The sequence below is a fragment of the Streptomyces sp. NPDC058457 genome (assembly GCF_042720695.1).
Taxonomy (GTDB): domain Bacteria; phylum Actinomycetota; class Actinomycetes; order Streptomycetales; family Streptomycetaceae; genus Streptomyces.
In genome coordinates, this window is sequence record NZ_JBHXLU010000030.1 from 62,568 (window position 1) to 83,107 (window position 20,540).

Annotated in this window: 19 protein-coding genes; 13 read left to right on the top strand and 6 right to left on the bottom strand. The window is 71.4% G+C overall.

The window, feature by feature from the left end; genetic code table 11:
* Positions 1-192: 192 nt before the first annotated feature.
* The 6 genes from ACFWPS_RS23880 (at position 193) to ACFWPS_RS23905 (ending at position 6,352) form a co-directional block, all read left to right on the top strand.
* Positions 193-1,284, top strand: coding sequence for a sugar ABC transporter substrate-binding protein (locus ACFWPS_RS23880; RefSeq protein ID WP_383708173.1), 1,092 nt, complete (start codon positions 193-195; stop codon positions 1,282-1,284).
* A gap of 62 nt (positions 1,285-1,346) precedes the next feature.
* Positions 1,347-2,435: a mandelate racemase/muconate lactonizing enzyme family protein gene (locus ACFWPS_RS23885; RefSeq protein ID WP_383708174.1), complete on the top strand. Its 1,089-nt coding sequence runs from the start codon at positions 1,347-1,349 to the stop codon at positions 2,433-2,435.
* The gene (locus ACFWPS_RS23890) at positions 2,432-3,496 is read left to right on the top strand and encodes an ABC transporter permease (protein WP_383708175.1); all 1,065 of its coding nucleotides are present in this window, start codon (positions 2,432-2,434) and stop codon (positions 3,494-3,496) included. The genes ACFWPS_RS23885 and ACFWPS_RS23890 overlap by 4 nt, the downstream gene beginning before the upstream one ends.
* Positions 3,493-4,512 (top strand): ABC transporter permease, encoded by a 1,020-nt coding sequence (locus tag ACFWPS_RS23895; protein ID WP_383708176.1) that lies wholly within the window; start codon positions 3,493-3,495, stop codon positions 4,510-4,512. Before ACFWPS_RS23890 ends, ACFWPS_RS23895 begins: the two co-directional genes overlap by 4 nt.
* On the top strand, positions 4,509-6,032 hold the full coding sequence (locus ACFWPS_RS23900) for a sugar ABC transporter ATP-binding protein (RefSeq protein ID WP_383708177.1): 1,524 nt from the start codon (positions 4,509-4,511) through the stop codon (positions 6,030-6,032). Before ACFWPS_RS23895 ends, ACFWPS_RS23900 begins: the two co-directional genes overlap by 4 nt.
* On the top strand, positions 6,029-6,352 hold the full coding sequence (locus ACFWPS_RS23905) for an L-rhamnose mutarotase (RefSeq protein WP_383708178.1): 324 nt from the start codon (positions 6,029-6,031) through the stop codon (positions 6,350-6,352). Before ACFWPS_RS23900 ends, ACFWPS_RS23905 begins: the two co-directional genes overlap by 4 nt.
* On the opposite strand, the gene ACFWPS_RS23910 is transcribed toward ACFWPS_RS23905, so the two are convergent.
* The 5 genes from ACFWPS_RS23910 to ACFWPS_RS23930 all read right to left on the bottom strand — a co-directional run bounded on the left by ACFWPS_RS23910 (position 6,342) and on the right by ACFWPS_RS23930 (position 10,875).
* A complete protein-coding gene (locus ACFWPS_RS23910) occupies positions 6,342-7,073 on the bottom strand; it encodes a GntR family transcriptional regulator (RefSeq protein WP_383708179.1) in 732 nt (243 codons plus the stop codon). The genes ACFWPS_RS23905 and ACFWPS_RS23910 overlap by 11 nt on opposite strands.
* Positions 7,074-7,215: 142 nt before the next feature.
* Positions 7,216-7,935, bottom strand: coding sequence for a hypothetical protein (locus tag ACFWPS_RS23915; RefSeq protein ID WP_383708180.1), 720 nt, complete (start codon positions 7,933-7,935; stop codon positions 7,216-7,218).
* Positions 7,932-8,801 (bottom strand): alpha/beta fold hydrolase, encoded by an 870-nt coding sequence (locus ACFWPS_RS23920; protein WP_383708181.1) that lies wholly within the window; start codon positions 8,799-8,801, stop codon positions 7,932-7,934. The genes ACFWPS_RS23915 and ACFWPS_RS23920 overlap by 4 nt, the downstream gene beginning before the upstream one ends.
* Positions 8,802-8,873: 72 nt before the next feature.
* The gene (locus ACFWPS_RS23925) at positions 8,874-10,157 is read right to left on the bottom strand and encodes a sensor histidine kinase (RefSeq protein WP_383708182.1); all 1,284 of its coding nucleotides are present in this window, start codon (positions 10,155-10,157) and stop codon (positions 8,874-8,876) included.
* 40 nt (positions 10,158-10,197) lie between these two features.
* Positions 10,198-10,875 (bottom strand): response regulator transcription factor, encoded by a 678-nt coding sequence (locus ACFWPS_RS23930; protein ID WP_383708183.1) that lies wholly within the window; start codon positions 10,873-10,875, stop codon positions 10,198-10,200.
* Positions 10,876-11,049: 174 nt separating this feature from the next.
* Between ACFWPS_RS23930 and ACFWPS_RS23935 the strand changes: the two genes are divergently transcribed.
* From ACFWPS_RS23935 to ACFWPS_RS23965, 7 genes are all read left to right on the top strand, one after another.
* On the top strand, positions 11,050-11,379 hold the full coding sequence (locus ACFWPS_RS23935; protein WP_383708184.1) for a hypothetical protein: 330 nt from the start codon (positions 11,050-11,052) through the stop codon (positions 11,377-11,379).
* Between the two features lie 143 nt (positions 11,380-11,522).
* Positions 11,523-12,266: a YqjF family protein gene (locus ACFWPS_RS23940; RefSeq protein ID WP_383708185.1), complete on the top strand. Its 744-nt coding sequence runs from the start codon at positions 11,523-11,525 to the stop codon at positions 12,264-12,266.
* A 116-nt stretch (positions 12,267-12,382) separates the two neighbouring features.
* A complete protein-coding gene (locus ACFWPS_RS23945) occupies positions 12,383-13,597 on the top strand; it encodes a carbohydrate-binding protein (RefSeq protein WP_383708186.1) in 1,215 nt (404 codons plus the stop codon).
* Positions 13,598-13,726: 129 nt separating this feature from the next.
* On the top strand, positions 13,727-14,503 hold the full coding sequence (locus ACFWPS_RS23950) for a polysaccharide lyase family 7 protein (RefSeq protein WP_383708187.1): 777 nt from the start codon (positions 13,727-13,729) through the stop codon (positions 14,501-14,503).
* Between the two features lie 87 nt (positions 14,504-14,590).
* A complete protein-coding gene (locus tag ACFWPS_RS23955; RefSeq protein WP_383708188.1) occupies positions 14,591-15,388 on the top strand; it encodes a DUF4389 domain-containing protein in 798 nt (265 codons plus the stop codon).
* A 41-nt stretch (positions 15,389-15,429) separates the two neighbouring features.
* The gene (locus ACFWPS_RS23960) at positions 15,430-15,885 is read left to right on the top strand and encodes a hypothetical protein (RefSeq protein ID WP_383708189.1); all 456 of its coding nucleotides are present in this window, start codon (positions 15,430-15,432) and stop codon (positions 15,883-15,885) included.
* Positions 15,886-16,039: 154 nt separating this feature from the next.
* Positions 16,040-17,014 (top strand): hypothetical protein, encoded by a 975-nt coding sequence (locus tag ACFWPS_RS23965; protein WP_383708190.1) that lies wholly within the window; start codon positions 16,040-16,042, stop codon positions 17,012-17,014.
* Between the two features lie 52 nt (positions 17,015-17,066).
* Here the strand turns inward: ACFWPS_RS23965 and ACFWPS_RS23970 are convergent, their stop codons facing one another.
* Positions 17,067-20,441 carry a pyruvate carboxylase gene (locus ACFWPS_RS23970; RefSeq protein WP_383708191.1) on the bottom strand — a complete coding sequence of 1,125 codons (3,375 nt, stop codon included), beginning with the start codon at positions 20,439-20,441 and terminating at the stop codon, positions 17,067-17,069.
* Positions 20,442-20,540: the final 99 nt, after the last annotated feature.

A 20,540-nucleotide genomic window follows, 5' to 3' on the forward strand; every position in this document is an offset into this window, starting at 1 on the left:
GCACCTCGTCCCCACACTCCCCGCCCGAGATAACGTTTCCTATAGGATTTCGACCAGCCCTCTACGGCACGATCCCGCCCCAACCCGAGTCTTCCCTGATAACAACGGTTCTTGTCACAGGCCTTGACGCACGCATCTCCCTGCCCCACGATCACCGCATCAATTTCCTATCTGATCCCGCAGGGGTGGGAGATGCACTTCCCGACCAGATCCGTCCTGTCCGGGGTTCTCACGGCGACACTGCTCGCTACGGGGACCGCGGCCTGCACCTACCGCAACGCACCCGCCCCCGCCACCGGGCAGGCCTCGACCGCCGGACGCACCGGCGACGGCACCGACCTGGCCGACGGGTCGGGGACCAAGGTGGCCCTCGTGCCCGGCGGCGCCCATCCGTACTTCCAGCCGTGGAAGACGGCGGGGGCCGCCGCGAAGAAGACCTACGGCCTCGGGGACGTCACGTTCGACGAGACGGCGGAGTGGGACCAGCAGAAGCAGAACAACCTGCTGTCCACGCTCGCCGCCCGCGGCTACAACGCCTTCGGGGTGTTCGGCGTCTCCCCCACCGACATCAACACCACCTTCGCCGACCTCAAGTCGCAGGGCTTCCCGGTGGCCTCGCTGGGCTCCTGCCCGGCCGGGGACACGGACGAGGCCGACTTCTGCCTCTCCACGGACGTCGAACTCGCCGCCTACAAAGCCGCGAAGGCGGCCATCGAGGCGATGGGCGGCAAGGGCACCCTGGTCCATCTGACCGGCAACAACGTGGACGCCAACACCCAGTTGCGGATCAAGGGCGTGGCCCGGGCCGTCAAGGAGTCCGGCGGCAAAGTGAAGCTCCTGCAGACCGTCACCGACATCGACACGGACCTGCAGACCGCGCAGAAGGCCGTGTCCGACCTGATGGCGGCCAAGGGCGACCAGATCACGGGCATCGTCGCCACCGCCTACAACCCGGCCGTCGCCGCCGCCGACGCCGTCAAGTCGTCCGGCTCCAAGGCGAAGGTCATCGCCATCGACGACGACGCCAAGATCCTCAGCGGCATCCGGCAGGGCACCGTCACGGCGACCGTCGTACAGAACCCCACCGGCCAGGCAGAGATCGGCACCTGGGCGCTCGCGCTGCTCCAGACGAAGCAGTGCACCATGCGCGATCCCGGGGTGAAGGTCGACTCGGGTTCGTTCGTCGTCACCAAGGCGAACGTCGGCGACTACGACAAGGCCCGGCAGGAGAAGACCAGGCAGCTCAGGACGGAGTTCGCCGACAAGTACCTCTCGTGCGGCTGACCGCCTCGAAAGAGCCCGAAGAGCGCGAAGAGCGCGAAGAGCGCGAAAGAGAACGGACATCGATGAGCATCATCACGACCGCGACCGCCCGGCTGGCCGACATCGCCGTCGAGACTGACCGCACCGACGCGGTGCAGTCCTTCGTCAAACAGGAGACGGTCCTGGTCGACCTGGAGACGGCGGACGGTCTCGCGGGCACCGGCTACGCCTACACGATCGGCACCGGCGGCACGTCCGTGCTGGCCCTGCTCCGCGACCATCTGCTCCCGGCCCTGGTCGGACAGGACGCCCGCAACGTCGAGGCGCTGTGGCAGCGGCTGTTCGCCCTGACCCGGGCCACCACCACCGGGGCCATCACCTCCCTCGCCCTCGCCGCCGTGGACACCGCCCTGTGGGACGTGCGCTGCAGGCGGGCGGGCGAACCGCTGTGGCGGCTGGCCGGGGGACACCGCCGGGAGGTGCCGGTCTACGACACCGAGGGCGGCTGGCTCCACCTGGGCACCGAGGAGCTGGTGAAGGGCGCCCTGCGGGCCCAGGAGGCGGGCTGGGCGGGCATCAAGATCAAGGTGGGCAGGCCGCATCCCGCCGAGGACGCGGAACGGATGCGCGCGGTGCGGGAAGCGGTCGGCCCCTCGCTGCACATCATGACCGACGCCAACCAGTCCCAGACGGCGTCCTCGGTGCTCCGGCTCGCGGCCGCGCTGGAGCCGTACGACCCGTACTGGCTGGAGGAGCCACTGCCCGCGGACGACATCAGCGGCCACGCCCGGCTCGCGCGGGCGACCCGGATCCCGGTGGCCGTCGGCGAGTCCATGTACTCGCTCATGCAGTTCCGCAGCTACCTGGAGGCCGGAGCCGCGTCCGTCGTGCAGGTCGACGCGGCCCGGATCGGGGGGATCACCCCCTGGCTGAAGGTCGCGCACCTGGCGGAGAGCCACAACGTGATGGTCTGCCCGCACTTCCTGATGGAACTGCACGTCAGCCTCGCCGCCGCGGTGCCCAACGGCAGCTTCGTCGAGTACATCCCGCAACTGCGGGCCGTGACCCGGACCGAGCTGACCATCCGCGACGGCCTGGCGGTGGCCCCGGACGTGCCGGGGATCGGCATCGACTGGGACCCGGACGCCCTCGACGACCGGAGGGTGGCATGACGACGTCCGTCAGCCCGCCGGAGACCGTCCCGGAGGAGAAGGCACCCGCCCACCGGATGCCGTTCTGGGTCAACCAGCGGCTCGGCCTGCTGGTGCTGGTCATCGCGCTGGGCATCCTGTTCGGCGTGCTGCGGCCCGCCTTCCTCGACCAGCGCCTGGTGCTCTTCCCACTCCTGCGGGATGTCGCCACGCTGACCGTGGTGGCGCTCGCCCAGCTGGTCGCCCTGTCCGTGGGGCACATGAACCTCGCGGTCGGACGGATGGCGGCCTTCGGCGCCATGTTCGCGGGCCTCGGCTACGACAAGCTCCATCTGCCCATGCAGGCCGGGCTGTTGCTGTGCCTGGTCGCCGGCGCGGCGATCGGGGCGGTCACCGGCTGGCTGATCGCCCGTACCGGGGTGAGCTCCTTCGTCGTCACGCTGGCGATGGACTTCGCCCTGCTGGGCCTGGTGTCCCTGATGTACTCGGCGCTCACCGAGGACGCCGCCTTCACCACCCGCCCGGCCGGCATCGACGCACTGCGGTCCTATTCGCTGGCCGACATCTGCGCGGGCCCCATCTGCGGCTCGCCCGCCGTCCCGCAGCTGGCCCAGTTCACCGTGCTCGCCATGGCCGGTCTCGGCTTCCTGTACGGCTGCACCCGCATCGGCCGGGAGCTGCTGCTGACCGGGGCGAACCCGGCCGCCGCCGAGCTGTCCGGCATCCCCACCGGACGCCGGGTCCTGCTCGCCCACACCCTCTCCGGGCTGCTCGCGGCGCTCGCCGGGTTCATGGCCGCCGCCGGGACGGGCACGTTCCGCGCCTCCATCGGCGACGACTTCATGCTGCCGTCCTTCCTGGGCGCGGTGCTCGGCGGCACCCTGCTCACCGGTGGGGTGGTGTCCGTCCTCGGCACGCTGCTCGGCACCGCGCTGGTCGGTGTGATCCGCAAGGGGCTCGACCTGCTCGGCGTCGGCCTGGAAAGCCTCAATATCTATCTTGGCTGCATCCTGCTGCTGGCCCTGTCGGCCGACCGGATCCGCACCGTGGTGTCCTATCGCAAGGTGGTGCGCTCCACATGAGCACGATCCGCGACCAGCAGAGCCGGGCCGCCGCGGCGCTGCACCGGTTCTCCCGTACGACGACGGCCATGCTGCTGCTGGTCGTCGTGGCAGGGGCGGTGGCGCTGGAGGTGGCGTCGTCGGGCTCCTTCTTCGAGGGCCCCTCGGTACGGGTCTTCCTCCAGTACCTCGCCACGCCCATCCTGATCGGTCTCGCCCAGATGGTGGCGCTGTGCGTGGGCCAGCTGAATCTCGCCGTCGGCGCCCTGGGCGGCTTCACCGCCTGCCTGACGGGTGTCCTGATGGCCGACCACGGGGTGCCGGCCGGGGTCGCCGTGCTCGTGGGGCTGCTGACGGCGACGGCCGTCGGCCTGGTGACCGGTGTCGTCATCGTGGCCACGCAGATCAACGGCTTCATCGTCACCCTCGCCACGATGACGATCCTGCTGGGCGCGCAGTACCGGCTGGTCGGCACCCGGACCGTCGACGGCTACTCCGCCACGCTGCGCGACCTGGGCACCGCGGCGCCGCTGGACATTCCGCTCGTCTTCGTCACGGCGATCGTGGCGGCGGCCCTGCTCGGCGCGTTCATGTACCGCACGGTCGCCGGCCGGCGGCTCCTCGCGGCCGGCGGCAACCCGCTGGCCGCGCGGCTGTCGGGCATCTCCACCGACCGGCAGATCGTCGCCGCGCACACCCTGTCCGGGCTGCTCGTCGGCGTGGCCGCCGTCACCGCCACCGCCTCGCTGCCGGGCGTCAACCGCAGCGTCGGCGGCGACTGGCTGCTGCCCAGCTTCGCCGCGCCGATCATCGGCGGGGTCGCGCTGACCGGTGGCTCCATCGCGGTGTTCGGGACCGTCCTCGCGGCCTTCGTGACCCGGCTCATCGACGCGGCCCGCGCCCAGTTCTCGCTGGACCCGAGCTGGGTCAACCTGCTGATCGGCCTGGTCGTCCTCGGCACGGTCGCCGGCGGGCACCTGCACCAGACGCGGCTGGCGAAGAGCACGCCCGCCCCGCAACCGGGAGGCGCCCAGTGAGTACGGTCCTTCTCGAATGCCACGGCCTGGTCAAGGTCTTTCCCGGGGTGCGGGCGCTGGACGGCGTGGGGCTGCGGCTCACCGCCGGCTCCGTGCACGCGCTCCTCGGTGAGAACGGCGCCGGCAAGTCCACCCTCATCAAGGTCCTGACCGGGGTGCACTCCCCCGACGGCGGCACCCTCGCCTGGTGCGGTGAACCCGTGCACCTGCGCTCGCCCCTTGAGGCGACCCGGACCGGCATCGGCGTCGTCCACCAGGAACGCAACCTCATCCCGGGCTTCTCGGTGGCCGAGAACATCACCCTGCAGAAGCCGCCCGCGCGCCGTGGTCTGGTCGACTACGCGGCCATGACCGAACCGGCCGTCGCCTGCCTCACGGAGCTGGGCGTCGACCTCGATCCGGACCGGCCGGTGCGGGAACTGTCCGTCGCTCAGCAGCAGTTGGTGGAGATCGCCAAGGCCCTGTACACCGAGAGCCGGGTGCTGCTCCTGGACGAGCCCACCGCCTCCCTCTCCCCTGAGGAGACGGAACGCCTGTTCCAGGTGGTCCGGCGGCTCGCCGAACGCGGTGCGTGTGTCGTCTTCGTCAGCCACAAACTGGAGGAGGTCTTCGCCCTCTGCGACACGGTCACCGTGCTGCGGGACGGGAAGTCGGTGCTGGAGTCGTCGCCCCTGGCCGACCACTCCCACGACGACATCGTGAGCCTGATGGTGGGGCGGGCCCACGCGGCGGCCGAGATGCGCCCGCGCACGGTCGACCCGTCCGCCGCGCCGGTCCTGGAACTGGCCGGCGTCGCCACGGCCGGCGGTCACCGGGACATCGACCTGGCGGTGCGGCCAGGGGAGATCGTCGGTCTCTACGGGCTGGTCGGCGCCGGGCGGAGCGAGCTGGTCAAGGCGGTGCTCGGCCTCGACCGCATCACCGCCGGCGAGGTCCGGGTGCACGGCAGGCCGGTTTGCATCAGCTCGCCCCGACAGGCCCTGCACGAGTTCGGCATCGGGTACGTGACCGAGAACCGCAAGGAGGAGGGCGTCTTCCTGGAACAGCCCATCGTCCGCAACATCACGGTGACCGTGTGGCGGAGGCTGGCCAGGGCGCTCGGATTCGTCCCGGCCGGCGAGGAGCGCGCAGTCGCCCAGGACCTCGTCGAGCGGCTCGGCATCCGGATCACCGGCCTCGCGCAGAACGCCGGTGAGCTCTCCGGCGGCAACCAGCAGAAGGTCAGCCTCGCCAAGTGGCTGGCCGCCGACACCCGGCTGCTGGTCATCGACGAGCCGACGGTGGGCGTCGACGTCCGCACCAAACGCGCCTTCCACGAACTCATCTGGGACCTGGCCCGCGACGGCCTGCCGATCCTGCTGATCAGCAGCGACCTCGCGGAGATGGTCACCCTCGCCGACCGGATCGTCGTCATGACCGACCACCGCGTCCGCGGCGAGGTCGACAACGACCGGGACTACGACCGGATGAGCGGCCGGATCATCCGCCTCATCCACGACCGCGGCGCGGTGCGCTCATGAGACGGGTGGCCCAGGTCATCGCCGTACGACCGGAACTGCGGGACGTGTACCGGGAGTTGCACCGCGATGTGCCGGAGCCGGTCCTGGACCGGCTCCGGCGCTGCGGCATCGCCAACTACTCGATCCACCTGTTGGGCGACCGGCTGTTCGCCTACTTCGAGTACCACGGCGACGACCTGGCGGCCGACCTGGCGCTGATGGCCGCCGACGAGGCGACCCAGGAGTGGTGGCGGCGCACCGCGCCCTGTCAGACGCCGGTTCCGGAGGCCGCACCGGGTGAGTGGTGGGCCACGGCGGAGCAGGTGTTCCTCATGGAGTAGCCGGCTCGTCGCCGCCGTCGTCGTCGAGCTGGCGCTCCATGCTGCGGGTGAGGTGCTCGGTCATCGCCTCGGCCGCCCGCTCGGGGTTGCGGCGCAGCACGGCCCGTACGATCCGCTCGTGCTCGGCGACGGTCGGGCCGCCGGCCCCGACCACGTCGCCGAGCCGGAAGATGTGCAGGTGCGCGTGGAGGCGCTCCACGGCGTCGGCCAGCAACGGCCGGTGCGCGGCCTGCCCGATCGCCTCGTGGAAACGCTGGTCGAGTCCGGCGAAGTCGCGGTAGGACGCGTACCGGCCGTTCGGGCTGGGCTGGACCTGCATCTCCTCCAGGATCCGCTCAAGGCCGTCCAGCTGCTCCTCGGTGGCGTTGACGGCGGCCAGGGCGGCGGCCCTCGGCTCCAGCAGCAGCCGCATCTCGAAGAGCTCCGCCAGGCCCTGACGGGTCAGCAGCTCCGTGGCCCGGTATCCGGACAGGGCGCGCTTGACCACCAGTCCGTCGGACTCCAGCCGGGCCAGCGCCTCCCGGACCGGGGTGGGTGAGACCTTGAGGGCTCGGGACAGCGCGTCGATGCCGACGCGGGCGCCGGGGGCGATCTCGTGGTCCATGACCATCGCCTTGATGCTCTCGTACACGCTGTCCGACAGCGCCTGCCGGACGGGAGGACCGCTCTGCTCGTCGCCCTCGCCCGGAAGCCCGGCTGCGGAAGAGGCGTGCGGCGGCATCCCGGACCCTCCTGCTCAAGACCTGTGTGTCATCCACAGTTTACCCAGGTGGGCGGGGTGAGCGGCCCTGAAGTCCTGATCAGGCGGGTGCGGCCCGGCCACCCGGGTGGGAGTCCCTGAAGTCCTGTGATCTCTCGCGTCGTCAGACGACGGCGATCTCGTCGAGATCGATGGTGATCAGGCGTGGTTCGGGCAGGGCGTGCCCGTCGGCCTGTGCGGGCACGATGTAACGGTGGGTGGGGAAGACCAGTCCCGACACCTGCACGTGCTTCTCGGCGAAGTGTGCGGCAGGGGTGCCGCCGAGGACGTCGGGCGCGTAGTCGTGGCGTCGCAGCAGACCGGAGGGGTCGTAGTGGAAGACCTGCTCCGCGCAGTGGGTGGCCATGCCGTGCGGGAATCGGGCCCGCAGCCGGCGCCGGTCCGCACCGTCCTCCCGCCACGGCTCCGCCTCCTCCACGACCACGCCGGGCCGGGTCAGCAGATAGGGGGCCGTGAGGTAGTTCCACATGGCGTAGCCCGCGAAGTACAGCACGTCGAGCCGGTCCCACGGGGTGTCCGGGTCATGGCCGACGAGCGCCTCGCGCGGAGCGGTCCGCTCGGCGACGACGTCGCCGTCCCGCCGCTCGACCACGACCCGTTCGGGCGTGAAAACACCCCGCAGCCCGGGGCCCGTGAAGCCCTCGAAGACCAGCCGCTGGCGCTGCACGTCGACGCTCATGTCGGCGGCGGCGAGGATGCCGTCCTGACCGACCTGGGACCACAGGACCCCGCCCAGGGACGCCGTGGCACGAATGGTCTCCGCCTCTCGCCACCGTCGGAGACCCCCGTGGGCGTGCAGAACGAGATCCAGCAGGTCGCTCATTCGGCGTTGTCCCCTTCACCGATCAGCGGCCGGGCCAGAAATCGTGTGACGTCGGCGGCGAACTCCTCGTGGTGCTGGAAGAGGAAACCGTGTGCCGCGTCCGGGTAGATCCGCAGCTCCGCGCCGGGGATCAGCCCGGCCAGCAGGTGGGAGTAGCGCGGCAGGATCATCGGGTCGCTGTCGCCGTTGGCGACGAACACCGGCACCTGGATCGCGGTCACCCGCTCCAGGAGCCCGACATCGGGGATGCCCCAGGCGCACACCGCGTCGTACTGCGCCTGCCGCGTCTGCCACGTCGTCGGCGTGTCCAGCTCGCCTCGGGTGAACATGCGGCCGAGCGCGGCCTCACCCGACTTCCGGCTCTCGGGGGACCGGGTGTAGAAGACGTCGAGCATCTTCGCGGGGGCGGTCTCGACCTGCCCGACCGAGTCGATGACCCACCGCGCCCACCCGTGCATACCGGGCGCTCCCTGGGGCGCGGACGAGGCCAGTACGAGACGCCGTACCAGTGCCGGCCGGATCAGCGCGATCTCCTGGGCCACGAAGGACCCCAGCGAGAACCCGAGGACGTCGACGTGGTCCAGTTCCAGCGCCTCGATGAAGGCGATGGCGTCCACAGCCATCTGCGCCACCGTGCCCGGCGTGGTGCCACTGGATCCGCCGACTCCGGTGTTGTCGAAGGCGATGACGCGCCGGCCCTGCGCCAGGGCGTCCACCAGCGCGGGGTCCCAGTTGTCGAGGTTGCCGCGGAAGTGCACCAGCAGGACCAACGGCACCCCGCCCTCGCCGACTTCGCGGTACACGTACTCCACGCCGCCCGCGGCCGTCACCCTGCTGATCGGCGCCTCGGTGTAGCTCTGCACCATCGGATCCACCTCTCCCTGGAGCCCGGGACCGGCCGCGGGAAGGCTCCTCGGCCGGTTCCGCACCAGGGTCGATCAGCCGTGGGCTGCCTGTCCCTCACGTGAACGGGTGAGGGCGGTGACCGGCCGGGGCAGGACCAGGACCAGGCGGGCGCCGTGGTCGGCGGCGCGAGGTGGCTGGGCGGTGAGTGTCCCGCCGTGGGCGTTCGCGATGTCCCGGGCGATCGCGAGGCCGAGGCCGGTGCCGCCCGCGTCGCGGGTACGGGCGTTGTCCAGCCGGGTGAAGCGGTGGAAGACCCGTTCGCGGTCGGGTTCGGGGATGCCGGGTCCGTCGTCGCGGACCTCGACGACCGCCTCGCCCTCGGTGTGGCGCATCTCGACGGTCACGGTGCTGTGCGCGTGCCGCAGGCCGTTGTCCAGGAGGTTCGAGAAGAGGCGGGCGAGCGCGGTGCGGCTGCCGAGGACCGGCTCGTCGGGCTCCGCTGGTGCGACGAGGACGACGGGCCGGTGGGGGTACCGCTCGGCTATGGTCCGCCGCAGGAGGTCGGTCATCCCCAGCGGTTGGAGTTTCAGCGGCCGGTGCGCGTCCAGGCGGGCGAGGAGCAGCAGATCGTCGACGATCTCCTCGAGACGGCTGGTGTCGCGCAGCGCCTCCCGGCCGACGGCGGCCCACTCGGCCCGGTCGGGGCGGGCCAGGGCCAGTTCGAGTCGGGCCTTCAGGGTGGTGAGGGGGCCGCGCAGTTCGTGCGAGGCGTCGGAGGTGAAGGTGCGCAGCCGCTCGACGGCGCGCTGGAGCTGGTCGAGGGTGCCGTTCATCGTCTCCGCCAGCGAGGCGACCTCGTCCTCGGAGCCGGGCACGGGGACCCGGTTGTGGAGGCTGTGGGCCGTGATGTCGGCGAACTCGGCACGGATGTCCTCGACCGGCCGCAGCGCCCGGCCCATGGCGTACCAGTTCAGACCGGCCACCAGCAGGACCAGCAGGGCGGTACCGGGCACCAGGGCCCAGGTCAGGATGACGACGGCGGTGCGGGCGGGAGTCAGGTCGGGGTACGCCTGCACCACCATCAGCCCGGCAGTGGTGTCGACGGAGGCGGTCGCCCCGTCGTCGTCCGGCTCGCCGGTCTGCGCGCCGTGGGAACTGTCCCCGGCGACCACGGTGACGTCCGGCAGGGCGGTCAGTACCTTCGCCACGGGTGTGCCGGCGTCGAGTTGGCGGGCGGCCTGCTCGACGTGGTCGCGGGCCGCGGTCTGGGCGGAGCCGACCAGGTTGGCGTGGACGGCGTAGAGCAGGACCGCCGAGCAGGCGGCGAGGGCGATACCGGCGACGAGGGCGACGGCCAGGGTGGCACGGCCCCGCACCGTGCGCGGCCAAGGGCGCAGGCGCCGGCGGCGCGGGCGGTCAGGATCCGTCGGAGCGGAGTCGGTAGGCTCCGCCGGGTACGGTTTCGATGCTGGCCCGGCCGAAGGGCCGGTCGATCTTACGGCGTAGCGCACTGACGTTGACCTCCACGATGTTCGGACCGCCCTCGTACGCGCTGTCCCAGACGTGTTCGAGGATGGCGGCCTTGGTGATGGCGACGTCCGGGGACGCCGCGAGCAGCGCCAGGACGTCGAACTCACGGGGCGTGAGGGCGATGTCCGCACCGGCGCGGCGGCAGCGGCGGGCGCCGGTGTCGATCTCCAGGTCCCCGAAGTGCCGGACGATCTGCCGTTCGGGGCGGGCGCGGCGCATCAGGGCGTGCAGCCGGGCGATGAGGACGACGAAGGAGAAGGGCTTGGTGAGGTAGTCGTCGGCGCCGGTCTCCAGGCCCTCCGCCTCGTCGTACTCACCGTCCTTCGCCGTCAGCATCAGGATCGGGGTGTTGTCGCCGGCCGCACGAAGGTGGGCGCACACCTTGTAGCCGTTGAGCCCGGGCATCATGACGTCGAGGATGATCACGTCGTAGGTGTCGGCCGCTGCCCTGGCGAGACCGTCGAGGCCGTCGCTCACGGCGTCCACCGCGAAGCCCTCTGCCCGCAGGCCCTGTTGGAGCAGCTCCACGAGCCGCGCGTCGTCGTCCATCACCAGCACACGCATGCCGTACACCTTGCCTCACCGGTGCCGTGCGGTGCTGAAGGGGATCTTCAGGACGTTCAGCGGATCTTCAGCGGACGGCGGCGAGAGTCGGGGACGCACTCGATCCCGACGGGACCGCATGCCGCACCGGGTCCGGTGTCTCCGAGTCCCGTCGCCCCAGAAGGAGCTGATCCCATGAAGACACGTCGGCGTGGCGTCCCCCGCCGCCGAGGCCTGCTGATCACCGGCGTCGCCGTCGCGCTCCTCGCCTCCGGCGGGGTCGCCGCGGCGGCCTCCGGCGACCACGGCACGACCGAGGATCCCGGCATCACGCTCACGGAGGTGCCCGGCGCGGCGCCGACCGACTGGACGCCGGCGACTCTCACCCCGGCGGACGGCATCACCCTCACCGAGGTGCCCGGCGCGAAGCCCACCGACGTGAAGCCGGGCCACGCCACCGCCCTGCCGCATCAGCCGATCGTCATCGACGGCGACGGCGTGACGCTTCCGGGCCACACGCGGTAGTCGCCGGGTGGGTCCCTGTCACAGGCGCCCGGCCGGGCACTCCCGGCCGGGCGCCTCGTGCGCTCCCGGTCGGCGATCGCCGCCGGTTCTCACGAGCGGCCCGCTCACCACCCCCTCGCACTGGCGTGCTATGACCCTGTTCCATGGAGACCGTGCCGACCGAGCCGATCACCCCGTCCACGCCACGGCCCGTACGGTGGCCGACGATGGTCCAGGGGTGGCACGAACTGACCTTCCTGCACTGGCCGGTGGAGCCGGAGCGGGTGGCGGGGCTGCTGCCCGCCGGCACCCGGCCGGACACGCTGGACGGGGTCACGTACGTCGGTCTGGTCCCGTTCCTGATGCGGGGCACGGGCTTCGGGCCGGGGCCGGGGCTGCCGTATCTGGGCACCTTCTGCGAGACGAACGTACGGCTGTACTCGGTGGACGGGCACGGCCGGCGCGGGGTGGTGTTCAAGTCCCTGGACGCGGCCCGGCTGCTCCCGGTACTGATGGGCCGGCTGGGGTTCCGGCTGCCGTACATCTGGTCCGCGATGCGGCTGCGCCGCGAGGGCGATGTGATCACGTACACCTGCCGGCGGCGGCGCCCGGCGGCCGCGAGCCGGGCGGTCGTACGGATCGGGCCGCCGATCGCCGAGCCGTCGCCGCTGGAGCGCTTCCTGACCGCGCGCTGGGGGCTGCACGTGACCTGGCACGGGCGTACCGCGCACCTGCCGAACGAGCATGCGCCCTGGCCGCTGCACCGGGCCGAACTGCTGGATCTGAACGACGAGTTGATGGCAGCGGCCGGCCTGCCGACGCCGTCCGGGCCGCCCGTCAGCGTGCTCTGGTCGCCCGGCGTGAAGGTGCGGTTCGGGACGATGGAACTGCTCCGCCACGCCAGGTAAAGAAATCGTATGGTCTAGTCCAAAGTGAGCTTTGGTCCAGTCCAATTCATTGACGTGACCGCGACACCTCCGGAAGCTGGGACCACCCCACCTCCCCGGCCCCCCTGGAGGCACCAGTGAGACCCCTTCGCGCATGTCTGGGCGCGGCGGCCGCCGTCACCCTCGCCGCCGCCGGCACCACCGCGCTCGTCGCGAGCGACGCCTCGGGCGCGACCACCGCGCTGAGCAACCGGTGGTACGCGGCCGCCCCCTATCTGATGCCGCTGGACAACAACCCGCCGGACGCGGCCGCCATCATGGACGCCAGCGGCCTCAAGGCCTTCCAGCTGGCGTTCGTCCTGGCCCCGAACGGCGGCGGCTGCTCGCCCACCTGGGGTGGTACGGCGGCGGTCTCCTCGGACACCGCCGTCCAGTCGGTGATCAACACCATCCGGGCCAAGGGCGGCGACGTCTCCGTCTCCATCGGCGGCTACGGCGGCACCAAGCTGGGCCAGACCTGCGCGGACGCGGCCTCCACGGCGGCGGCCTACCAGCAGGTCATCACCAAGTACGGGCTGCACGCGATCGACTTCGACCTGGAGGAGCCGGAGTACGAGAACACCGCGGCGATCAAGAACGAGATCGGCGCCGCGAAGATCCTCCAGCAGAACAACCCGGGCCTGTACGTGTCGGTGACGACCCCCGGCACGGCGGACGGCACCGGCTGGTTCGGCAAGCAGATGCTCCTGGAGGCGAAGTCCGAGGGGTTCACGCCGAACAACTTCTCGATCATGCCGTTCGACGGCGGTTTCAGCGGGGCGGCCTCGCAGACCAGCGCGCTCACCAACTTCAACTCGATCCTGCAGTCCACCTTCGGCTGGGACCAGGCGACGGCCTACGCCCACGAGGGCTTCTCCGGGATGAACGGGCGCAGCGACACCGGCGAGTACTTCACCCAGGCCGACTTCCAGACCGTGCTCGACTACGCGACGAGCCACAACATGGACCGCTTCACGTTCTGGTCCCTGAACCGCGACCGCCAGTGCTCCCCGGTCGACAACAACGGAACCACGTCCGGGACCTGCTCCAGCGTGGCGCAGAGCGCCTGGGACTTCGCCAAGTACTCGGTGAAGTTCGCCGGGGTCACCCCGCCGACCACCACCCCGACTCCCACGCCCACCCCGACACCCACTCCCACCTCCTGCAAGACCGCCTGGAGCTCGACAGCGGTGTACACGGCCGGGAACGAGGTCTCGTACAACAGCCACAACTGGAAAGCCAAGTGGTGGACCCAGAACGAGGTGCCCGGCGCCTCCGAGTGGGGTCCCTGGCAGGACGAGGGCGCCTGCTGACCCTCTTGACGGGATTGGTCCGGACCTTTAGCTTCACGGTCATCGACGGTTATGGATGCGGCCGGAGTTCACATACATGAACTCGGGAGTGGGCTCCGGCCACATCCCTCTGACGAAAGGACCCCCCACGTGAACCGATCCCGGCTGCTCGCGGCGCCGACCGCCGCGGGCCTCGCCCTCGCCCTGACCGTCCTGTTCGGCGGCAGCGCGGACGCGGCGAACCCGAACGTCGCACCCGGCGGCAACTTCGACCTGTCCATATGGCAGCTCCAGGAGCCGGTCGGCTCCCCCGGCTCGCCGACCACCATCTCCTCGTCCCGGCTCCAGGGCGCCAACGGCTACCAGGACGCGTACTTCTACACCGACACCCGCGACGGCGCGATGACCTTCTGGGCGCCCGAGAAGGGCGTCACCACCCCGAACTCCAACTACGCCCGCTCCGAGCTGCGCGAGATGAACCGGGACGGCAGCGCCGCGAACTGGTCGCTCAGCGGCAGCCACAAGATGAGCGCGACCCTGCGGGTGGTCTCGGTGACCAAGAACGTGTGCGTGGGCCAGATCCACCTCGGCACCGGCGGCTCGTCCACCAAGCCGCTGCTGGAGCTGTACTACCACTCGAACGGCGACATCGTCCTTGGCACCGAGAACTCCCCGGACGGCGGCCAGACCACGCACAGCGTGGGCAACGTATCGGTCGGCAAGACCTGGACGTACACCATCTCCGTCTCCGGCGGGAACACCATCAACCTGACCGTCAACGGCACTACGACCCACTACGCCATTCCGTCCTCCTTCAACCAGTACAAGCAGTACTTCAAGGCGGGCTCGTACAACCAGTCGTCCTCCGACAGCACGACCAACGGCGCCCGCGTCGCGTTCTACGGTCTGACCGTCACACACGGCTGAGTTCGGCTGGTCCACCCTGGCGGGGGCCGTCGTTCCGCCGCACGATGGAGAGGCCATCCGCGCCGCGGCCGAACGACGGGAGGACTCATGACGCAGAGCTGGGGGCCACGACCTCCCGCCACGGCCGACGGCCCCGAGTGGCGGCCGGAGCTGGACATCCCGGCGCCCGGGCAGCAGCGCCGCTGGACGGTGCTGCTGCGCTGGCTGCTGCTGGTCCCGCAGTTCGTCGTGCTCGGTCTGCTGGGCATCGCGGCGTTCTTCGTGACGGTCGCCGGCTGGTTCGCGGCACTCGTGCTGGGCCGGCTGCCCGACTCCATCGCCTCGTTCCTCGGCAAGTACCTCGCCTACGAGACCCGGATCGCGGCCAGCTCCATGCTGCTGGTCGACCGGTACCCGCCGTTCGCCCTCACCGCGCCCGACTACCCGGTGCAGATCGAGCTGCGGCCCACCACCCTGAACCGGCTGGCGGTGCTGTTCCGGCTGATCCTGATGATCCCGGCGGCGATCATCGCGAACCTCGCGGCGACCGGCTGGCTCGCGGTCGGCTGGATCTTCTGGATCATCGGGATCGTGCTGGGACGGCTGCCCGGGCCGGTCTTCGGGGCGACGGCCGCGGTCGCCCGCTACCGGATGCGGTTCGGCGCCTACACCAGCATGCTGTCGCCCGTCTACCCGAAGGGGCTGCTGGGCGACGCGCCGACCGCCGAGGACGAGGTGCGTTCCGCCACCCGGCCCCTGGTCCTGGACACCGCCGCGAAGGTCCTGATCTGGGTTTTCCTGGTGCTCGGCCTGGTCGCCCAGGTCGGCTCCCGCAGTACCGGGAACTCCGACGACAACAGGCTGGCGAATACGCTGCAAGTGGTACATCTCGCAGGACGGTCGTAGCGTCGAAGGGAACATGTACGGCGGAACGGGCGGGAGCGACCATGCGCAGACCAGTGGTGGGAACGGCGATCGGACTCGGGGCGGCCCTGCTGCTCACGGCAGGCATGACGACTGCTTCCGCGACGCCGCCGACACCGTCCGCGTCGCCGGCGTCGGCCCAGCACCCCGTGCTCGTGGACTGCCTCTGGCACCAGCGGTTCAGGCCGACCGACTTCCTGCTGGCCTGCGGCGACGGAAACAGCATCCTCACGGGCATGCGCTGGACCCAGTGGAACGACCACACCGCGGTCGCCCAGGGCGTGAACGTGGTGAACGACTGCAAGCCGTACTGCGCCGCCGGCAAGTTCCACAAGTATCCGGTGACCGTACGGCTCGACCGCCCGACGGCCTGGACGAAGCACCCGAACGTGCAGCACTTCACGCGCATGAACCTGACCTACTCCGATGCCAAGCCGGAGGGATACACGCAGGTCATGAGCTACCCGATGTGGAACTGAGCGGGGCCGTCACCCGGCTGCGCGGCATGCGGGGCCACGCCGTGCGCCGGGCGGGCGACGCCGCGGCCACGGCTGCCGCGGCCCGGGGACGGCGAAGCCTCATGTTGGTGTGACCGGTACGCCGGAGCTCCGCGCTCCCGTCGAAAGAGGTCACATGCCCCGATTCCCCCGCCGGGCCGTCGCCGCCCCGGCCGCGGTCGCGATCGGCCTGCTCGCGGCGGTTCCGGCCGCGGGCGACGAGCCGGTTCTCTCCCGTCCCCACACCGTCGCCCATTTCGACCTGGTCCACGGACAGACGCCCGAGAGCGTCGTCGCCGAGCGGGGCGGCGCGGTCGACGTCTCCTTCGCGTTCGCCCGGCAGGTCGTCAAGGTCACCCGGGAGCGCCGGGTCCGGGTCCTCGCCACCCTGCCCGACGAGGACAACACCCGGACGCCCCTGGTGAACAGCGCGGTCACATACGGGCTGGCCCGCGCGCACGACGGCACGCTGTACGTCAACTACGCCACCGGCGCCGGGAAGACCGGAGTCTGGCGCATCCCGGCGGGCGGCGGCACGCCCGAGCAGATCGCCCAGCTGCCGGCGGACAGCCTGCCGAACGGGCTGGCCCTCGACGAGAAGCGCGGTGTGCTCTACGCCGCCGACTCGGCGCTGGGCACGGTGTGGCGCGTCCCGGAGTCGGGCGGCACGCCCACGGCCTGGGCCGCGGGCCCCGAGCTCGCCGGGCTCCCGTCGGCCACCGGCTTCGGCGCGAACGGGATCAAGGTGCACCAGGACGCGGTGTGGGTGACCAACACCGACCGGGGCACGCTGCTGCGCATCCCGGTGGGCGCGGACGGCTCGGCGGGGGCGGCCGAGACGAGGGCGACCGGCCTCACCGGGGTCGACGACTTCGTCTTCCCCGGGCACTCGGACCTGGTGCTCGCCGCGCTGAACCCGTCCAACGAGGTCGCGCTGGTCAGCCCGGACGGCAGCCACGGCAGCGTCCTCTCCGTGCAGGAGGGGCTGTCCAACCCGACCTCGCTGGCGGTACGCGACAGCGACGTCTTCGTGGCGAACGCCGCCTACTTCACCCAGCGCGATCCCAATCTGCTGAAGGCCCGGCTGGGCGCGCACTTCTCCCGCTCGTAGCCGGGGAGGGCCGGGTCGCCCGGCCCTCCCCCGCGCCCTGGGGCGTCCGGCCTCAGGCGATCTCGACCAGCAGGTCGCCGCCCTCCACCTGCTGGATGCGGTTGATGGCGAGCCGGGAGATCCGGCCGGCCTTCGGGGCGGTGATGGTGGCCTCCATCTTCATCGCCTCGATGGTGGCCACCGTGGCGCCCGCCTCGACCTCCGCGCCCTCCTCCACCGCGAGGGTGACGACTCCGGCGAACGGGGCCGCGACATGGCCGGGGTTGGCCCGGTCGGCCTTCTCGGTGGCCGGGATGTCGGAGGCCGCCGCCCGGTCGCGGATCTGGATCGGCCGCAGCTGTCCGTTGAGGCTCGACATCACCGTGCGCATGCCGCGCTCGTCGGCCTCGCCGACGGCCTGGAGCTCGATCAGCAGCCGGACGCCGGGCTCCAGGTCGACCGAGTACTCCTTGCCCGGGCGCAGCCCGTAGAAGAAGTCCTTGCTGTCGAGGACGCTGGTGTCGCCGTACGTCTGGCGGTGGGTGTCGAACTCGCGGGTCGGGGCCGGGAACAGCAGCCGGTTGAGGGTGGTACGGGGCTCCTTGGCCAGGCCCTCGCGGTCCTCGGCGGTCAGCTCCGGTGCCGGCTTGGCGGCGGCGCGGCCCTGCAGGGCCTTGGTGCGGAACGGCTCGGGCCAGCCGCCGGGCGGGGTGCCCAGCTCGCCGCGCAGGAAGCCGATGACCGAGTCGGGGATGTCGAACCTGTCGGGGGTCGCCTCGAAGTCCACCGGCCGAACCCCGGCGCCGACCAGGTGCAGGGCGAGGTCGCCGACCACCTTGGAGGACGGGGTGACCTTGACCAGCCGGCCCAGGATGCGGTCGGCGGCCTCGTACATCGCCTCGATCTCCTCGAAGCGGTCGCCGAGACCCAGCGCCACGGCCTGGGTGCGCAGGTTGGAGAGCTGGCCGCCCGGGATCTCGTGGTGGTAGACGCGGCCGGTCGGTGAGGCGAGGCCCGCCTCGAAGGGGGCGTAGACCTTGCGGACGCTCTCCCAGTACGGCTCCAGGTCCTCGATCGCCCGCAGGTCGAGCCCTGTGGGACGCTCCGAGTAGTCGGTCGCGGCCACGATCGCCGACAGCGAGGGCTGCGAGGTAGTACCGGCCATGGAGGCCACCGCGCCGTCCACCGCGTCCGCGCCCGCCTGGATTGCGGCCAGGTAGGTGGCCAGCTGGCCGCCCGCGGTGTCGTGGGTGTGCAGGTGGACCGGGAGGTCGAACTCCCGGCGCAGCGCCGAGACCAGCTTGGCGGCGGCCGGGGCGCGCAGCAGGCCCGCCATGTCCTTGACGGCGAGGATGTGCGCACCGGCCTCGACGATCTGCTCGGCGAGCCGCAGGTAGTAGTCGAGGGTGTAGAGCCGCTCGTCGGGGTCGGACAGGTCGGCGGTGTAGCAGAGGGCGACCTCGGCGATCGCGGTGCCCGTCTCGCGTACGGCCTGGATGGCGGGGCGCATCTGGCCGACGTCGTTGAGGGCGTCGAAGATGCGGAAGATGTCGATGCCGGTGGCGGCGGCCTCGTGGACGAAGGTGTCGGTCACCTCGGTCGGGTACGGGGTGTAGCCGACGGTGTTGCGGCCGCGCAGCAGCATCTGGAGGCAGATGTTGGGGACGGCCTCGCGCAGGGCGGCGAGGCGCTCCCAGGGGTCCTCGGCGAGGAAGCGCAGCGCCACGTCGTAGGTGGCGCCGCCCCAGCACTCCAGGGAGAGCAGTTCGGGGAGGGTGCGGGCGACGACCGGGGCGACGGCGAGGAGGTCCTTGGTGCGCACCCGGGTGGCGAGCAGGGACTGGTGGGCGTCGCGGAAGGTGGTGTCCGTGATGCCGATGGTGGGCGACTGGCGCAGCCAGCGGGCGAAGCCCTCCGGGCCGAGTTCGACCAGCCGCTGGCGGGACCCGGCCGGGGGCTCACCGTCCGGCAGCGGGGGCAGCTTGGTGGTCGACTCGATCAGGTGGGGGCGCTCGCCGTGCGGCTTGTTGACGGTGACGTCCGCCAGGTAGGTGAGCAGCTTGGTGCCGCGGTCCGCGGAGGAGCGGGCGGTGAGCAGGTGCGGGCGCTGCTCGATGAACGACGTGGTGATCCGGCCCGCCTGGAAGTCCGGGTCGTCCAGAACGGCCTGGAGGAAGGGGATGTTGGTGGCGACACCGCGGATCCGGAACTCGGCGACGGCACGCCGGGCGCGGCCGATGGCGGACTTGAAGTCCCGGCCCCGGCAGGTGAGCTTGACCAGCATCGAGTCGAAGTGCGCGCTGATCTCGGTACCCGCGTGGGTGGTGCCGCCGTCCAGGCGGATGCCGGAGCCGCCCGGGGAGCGGTAGGCGCTGATCCGGCCGGTGTCGGGACGGAAGCCGTTGGCGGGGTCCTCGGTGGTGATACGGCACTGGAGGGCCGCGCCGTGCAGCTTCACCGTCTCCTGGGAGAGTCCGAGGTCGGCGAGGGTCTCGCCGGAGGCGATCCGCATCTGGGCCTGGACCAGGTCGACGTCGGTGACCTCCTCGGTGACCGTGTGCTCGACCTGGATGCGCGGGTTCATCTCGATGAAGACGTGGTTGCCGTTCCGGTCGAGGAGGAACTCGACGGTGCCGGCGTTGCGGTAGCCGATCTCGCGGGCGAAGCGGACGGCGTCGGCGCAGATGCGGTCGCGCAGCCCGGGGTCGAGGTTGGGCGCGGGGGCCAGCTCGATGACCTTCTGGTGGCGGCGCTGCAGCGAGCAGTCCCGCTCGAAGAGGTGAATGACGTTGCCCTCGCCGTCGGCGAGGATCTGCACCTCGATGTGGCGGGGGTCGATGACGGCCTTCTCCAGGAAGACCGTCGGGTCGCCGAACGCGGAGGCCGCCTCCCGGGAGGCCTGCTCGATGGACTCGCGCAGCGCGGCCGGGTCCTCGACCCGGCGCATGCCGCGGCCGCCACCGCCGGCGACGGCCTTCACGAACACCGGGAAGCCGATCTCGTCGGCGGCGCGGACGAGTTCGTCGATGTCGTTGGAGGGCTGGGAGGAGCCGAGCACCGGTACGCCGGCGGCGCGGGCGGCGGCGACCGCGCGGGCCTTGTTGCCCGTCAGCTCCAGTGTCTGGGCGCTCGGCCCGACGAAGGTGATGCCCGCCTCCTCGCAGGCGCGGGCGAGTTCGGGGTTCTCGGACAGGAACCCGTAGCCGGGGTAGACGGCGTCGGCCCCGGCCCGCCGGGCCGCGCCCACGATCTCCTCGACGGACAGATAGGCGCGCACCGGGTGCCCGGGCTGCCCGATCTCGTAGGCCTCGTCGGCCTTCAGCCGGTGCAGCGAGTTGCGGTCCTCGTGCGGGAACACGGCGACCGTGCGCGCACCCAGCTCATAGCCCGCGCGAAAAGCGCGGATGGCGATCTCTCCACGGTTGGCGACCAGCACCTTGCGGAACATCCCTGGATCCCTTCAGCCTGCCGGCGACGAACACCATGGTGTCAGCCGCGCCCCTCCGTAGCTCGCCGCAACATTAGGGGTTGCCCGGACCGGCTGAAG

What these genes read in the sequence shown, in the direction of transcription:
- ACFWPS_RS23880 (WP_383708173.1), top strand. Translation starts at nt 193, where the DNA reads ATGCACTTCCCGACCAGATCCGTCCTGTCCGGGGTTCTCACGGCGACA.
- ACFWPS_RS23885 (WP_383708174.1), top strand. Translation starts at nt 1,347, where the DNA reads ATGAGCATCATCACGACCGCGACCGCCCGGCTGGCCGACATCGCCGTC.
- ACFWPS_RS23890 (WP_383708175.1), top strand. Translation starts at nt 2,432, where the DNA reads ATGACGACGTCCGTCAGCCCGCCGGAGACCGTCCCGGAGGAGAAGGCA.
- ACFWPS_RS23895 (WP_383708176.1), top strand. Translation starts at nt 3,493, where the DNA reads ATGAGCACGATCCGCGACCAGCAGAGCCGGGCCGCCGCGGCGCTGCAC.
- ACFWPS_RS23905 (WP_383708178.1), top strand. Translation starts at nt 6,029, where the DNA reads ATGAGACGGGTGGCCCAGGTCATCGCCGTACGACCGGAACTGCGGGAC.
- ACFWPS_RS23910 (WP_383708179.1), bottom strand. Translation starts at nt 7,073, where the DNA reads ATGCCGCCGCACGCCTCTTCCGCAGCCGGGCTTCCGGGCGAGGGCGAC.
- ACFWPS_RS23915 (WP_383708180.1), bottom strand. Translation starts at nt 7,935, where the DNA reads ATGAGCGACCTGCTGGATCTCGTTCTGCACGCCCACGGGGGTCTCCGA.
- ACFWPS_RS23920 (WP_383708181.1), bottom strand. Translation starts at nt 8,801, where the DNA reads ATGGTGCAGAGCTACACCGAGGCGCCGATCAGCAGGGTGACGGCCGCG.
- ACFWPS_RS23930 (WP_383708183.1), bottom strand. Translation starts at nt 10,875, where the DNA reads ATGCGTGTGCTGGTGATGGACGACGACGCGCGGCTCGTGGAGCTGCTC.
- ACFWPS_RS23935 (WP_383708184.1), top strand. Translation starts at nt 11,050, where the DNA reads ATGAAGACACGTCGGCGTGGCGTCCCCCGCCGCCGAGGCCTGCTGATC.
- ACFWPS_RS23940 (WP_383708185.1), top strand. Translation starts at nt 11,523, where the DNA reads ATGGAGACCGTGCCGACCGAGCCGATCACCCCGTCCACGCCACGGCCC.
- ACFWPS_RS23955 (WP_383708188.1), top strand. Translation starts at nt 14,591, where the DNA reads ATGACGCAGAGCTGGGGGCCACGACCTCCCGCCACGGCCGACGGCCCC.
- ACFWPS_RS23960 (WP_383708189.1), top strand. Translation starts at nt 15,430, where the DNA reads ATGCGCAGACCAGTGGTGGGAACGGCGATCGGACTCGGGGCGGCCCTG.
- ACFWPS_RS23965 (WP_383708190.1), top strand. Translation starts at nt 16,040, where the DNA reads ATGCCCCGATTCCCCCGCCGGGCCGTCGCCGCCCCGGCCGCGGTCGCG.
- ACFWPS_RS23970 (WP_383708191.1), bottom strand. Translation starts at nt 20,441, where the DNA reads ATGTTCCGCAAGGTGCTGGTCGCCAACCGTGGAGAGATCGCCATCCGC.